This is a genomic window from Acidisphaera rubrifaciens HS-AP3, from assembly GCF_000964365.1.
GTDB classification, from domain to species: domain Bacteria; phylum Pseudomonadota; class Alphaproteobacteria; order Acetobacterales; family Acetobacteraceae; genus Acidisphaera; species Acidisphaera rubrifaciens.
This window is the reverse complement of record NZ_BANB01000414.1, coordinates 1-3357: the sequence shown is the minus strand read 5'-3', so window position 1 is coordinate 3357 and position 3357 is coordinate 1. Positions and strand designations below refer to the sequence as shown.

At 67.4% G+C, this 3357-nt stretch carries 3 protein-coding genes; all 3 read left to right on the top strand.

The features are described from left to right. Positions 1–279: hypothetical protein (locus B8460_RS12170; protein ID WP_048861871.1), on the top strand; the 279-nt coding region annotated here is incomplete at its 5' end. Between the two features lie 621 nt (positions 280–900). Continuing rightward, positions 901–2211, top strand: coding sequence for a tyrosine-type recombinase/integrase (locus B8460_RS12165; protein ID WP_048861870.1), 1311 nt, complete (start codon positions 901–903; stop codon positions 2209–2211). Further along, on the top strand, positions 2208–2855 hold the full coding sequence (locus B8460_RS12160; protein ID WP_148360570.1) for a hypothetical protein: 648 nt from the start codon (positions 2208–2210) through the stop codon (positions 2853–2855). The genes B8460_RS12165 and B8460_RS12160 overlap by 4 nt, the downstream gene beginning before the upstream one ends. Positions 2856–3357 lie beyond the last annotated feature (502 nt).

Sequence of the window (3357 nt, the reverse complement as noted above, 5' to 3'; positions counted from 1 at the left end):
ATGAAACCGATCCGCCGCGCCGCCATGGCGACCGCCGCCCTTGCCGCCGCCGCCGCGTTCGCTGCTGGGCCCGCCCTGGCGGCTGACACCAGCGCCGCGCCGTCACCCTCGGGCGCCGTGACGTCGACCAAGACGCCGACGCATAACGGCGTCGCCAGCCCCGGCCCGCAGAACCCAGGCGGCCGCATGCCGGAGAGCGGGCACATCCCCGGCGCACCGGGGCAGAACGGCAGCCATGCCGGGTCCTCGCTGAAGTCGCCGGGCGAGAACGCGCACTGAAGGGCTGCCGGGCGCGCGCCGTCGCCTATTGCCCGGGCGCGCGCTCACCCGGCCGGGGATCGCGGCGCAATGCTGGCGGGCGCCCGGATGAGCGTCCGCGGACAAGCCACGCCTGCGCCGCCTCGTCCGTCTCGAACGGCCCGGCAACCGGCGCGTCGTCCCTCATCACGTAGAAGCCTGCCAAACGGATTGCCACGGCGCATCCGTCGTTGATCGCGCGGCCCTCGTCCGGCAGATGCCGGATCTCCCAGCGGGATGCGCATTCGGTATGTCGGGGGCTGGACATGGCGCGGCGTCGCCTCGGTCAGGATGGCGTTCGGCCGAGGCTGATAGCGGATCGCGGCTGGGGCGGAAAGCGACGATGGTCGCGGTCCCGGAAGGAAAGCGGGCCTGTCGACGCTGGGGCATTCGCGGACGTGGTGGGTGCACAAGGACTCGAACCTTGGACCCGCTGATTAAGAGTTCGCCTCCGATACCCCCGAAAAGCCTTGGATACGGACACAGACGTTCGAAAACGCAGATAGAATGCGGACTTCTCGCGCCATCCTCTGACTTTTGTTGACACGCCCTGCCATCGTGCGCCATCCTGATGCGGACACGGTGCGGACACAGGGTGCGGACATGGGCGCGAAGGCGAGCAAAGATGAAGGGCTGACGGATGCCGACGTGAAGGCCCTGGCGCCCCCTGAGGCGGGCAACCGGATCGTGTACGATGCCGAGGTCAAAGGCTTCGGCGTCCGTATCACGAAGGCCGGCGCGCGGGCGTTCATCCTTAATTACAGGGCAGCCGGCCGGGAGCGGCGCATCACGATCGGGAGCTGGCCGGACTGGAAGGTCCGCCCGGCCCGCGACCACGCCAAGGCCCTCAAGCGCCGGATCGACCTGGGTGACGACCCGATGGGCGACCGGCACGCCGATCGCGCCGCGCCAACCATCGCCGATCTTGCTGACAGGTTCGAGGCCGAGCACCTGCCTAAGCGCCGGCCAGCTACGGTTGTCGATTACCGTTCGATCCTCCGGCTCTACGTCCGCCCGCAGCTCGGCAAGGTTCGGGTCGCCGACCTCCGGCACAGCGACGTGGAAAAGCTGCACCGGGAGGTCGCGAAGACGGCCCCGATCCGCGCCAACCGGACCGTTGCCGTCCTGTCGAAGATGCTGGCGCTGGCGGTCAAATGGGAGATGCGCACGGACAATCCGGCGCGCGGGATCGAGCGGCAGCCCGAAAACAAGCGCGAGCGGCACCTGACGCCGGCCGAGCTGGCACGGCTAAGCGATGCGCTGGCGAAGCATCCCGAGCGGGTATCGTGTGACGCGATCCGCCTCTTGCTGCTGACCGGCGCCCGCAAGGCTGAGGTGCTGTCTGCCACATGGTCACAGTTCGATCTGGCGGCCGGCGTATGGACGAAGCCCGCCGCCACGACCAAGCAGGCCAAGCTACACCGCGTGCCGCTCAGCGCGCCCGCGCTGGCGCTTCTGACGCAGATGCATCGCGGCAACCTGCGGCCGGAGGATCACCTGTTCCCTGGCCAGCCGCACCGGGATCGCAAGGGCGATCTGGTGCGCGGTCACCTCGCCGAGATCAAACGGGTATGGGCAGCCATCTGCAAGGATGCCGGCCTCGCCGAGCGGGTGGCGAAGACCACGAAGGCCGGCAAGCCGGTTCTCGACGCTAAGGGCCAGCCCGTGATGGTCTGGCAATCGACCGTGCGTATCCACGATCTTCGTCATACTTTTGCTTCGATTCTCGCCAGTTCCGGCCTGTCCTTGGTGGTCATCGGTGCGCTTCTCGGCCACACCCAGGCCAGCACGACCGCCCGCTATGCGCATCTCCTAGACGACCCTCTGCGGGCGGCTACGGAGCGTGTGGGCGCCGTGGTGACGGGAGGCGGCAGGTCCGCCGAGGTGGTCCAGATCAGCGGGCGCCGGGCGTGAGCACGCGGTATGTCACACACCGCGACGCACTGTCGCCCGACCCGCCTTTCTCCGCCGATGGGCTGCGGGAGATTTTCGCCACGCAAATCACCAACCGACGCAAAAACGGCCGGCCGATGTACGTCATGCCGCCGGACGATGCGCTTGCGATCCTGGCGGCGGTGCTAAACCGTTGGCACGCTCATTTCTATCGGTTGCAAGCGCAGCGGCAAGCTAACGACGACGCCCGGCGCGCCGAGGCTGCCATCGCGGAACTGCGCGAGGTTCTCCCCCGGATCGAGGCGAGCTGTCGCCCGGTTCCGGGGCGGGACGACACTTTCGGGCTGTGGCGGCACCGCGCGGCGGCGCGACTGCTAGAGGCCGTTCAACGCGACGCAAGCCGGATCGTCTGGCAACAGCGCGTCGTTGTGCGGTCGAACGGCCGGGACGATAATCCGGCAAGCTGGCAATCTTTGGCGGACGTGCTGCCGGTGGACTTCGCGGAGGCATGGCAAACCGTCAACCCGCCAGCCGGCGCCTCGGAAAGCGGGCCGCTGGTCACGTTCCTTTCCGTTATCATTCCGGCCTTGAACGGTGAGCAACCCAGCCCCGCCTCTATCCGGCGCCGCCTCGTCGAGCGGAGGGGGCGGGCGTCCGAAGCCTGACCGCGCCGAAGATATTTTAGGGCAAATCGCAAAACCCAAATTGCCCATCGTGCGCGGACAGGGTGCGCCGACTTACTGACAGGAACCGACGCAACTGGTCAGGTTCAAAATGTCAGACGCAACTACCAGCCACGATGATGACAGCGGCCTCCTCTCCGGGCTGCTGACGCGCGCTCAACTTGCAGCGGAGCTGCGCTGTTCCGAGAGAACGATCATCCGGCATGAGCGCGCCGGGATGCCCTGCATTCGGCTGGGCATCATGAGGCTGTACGACGCGGCCAAGGTCCGCGAGTGGGTTATGTCCCACGAGCACCGGCCGCAGACGCCGCGCGTAGGGCGTCCCGCCGGCAAGCGCGCTGCATAAAAAAGCAGCCCGGCGGTGACGCGCGCGGGCTGCTGAAGGACCTGAGTTTCTCAACGACTCGAGTGATATTTAGTCCTTCGGCCGCCGCGTTTCAAGCGTTTCTTGCCGGGCATCGGAGATCAACGATGCCTCATTTCA

Bases quoted from the DNA above. Each gene is read 5' to 3' on its own strand.
- B8460_RS12165 (WP_048861870.1), top strand. From the start codon at position 901: ATGGGCGCGAAGGCGAGCAAAGATGAAGGGCTGACGGATGCCGACGTG.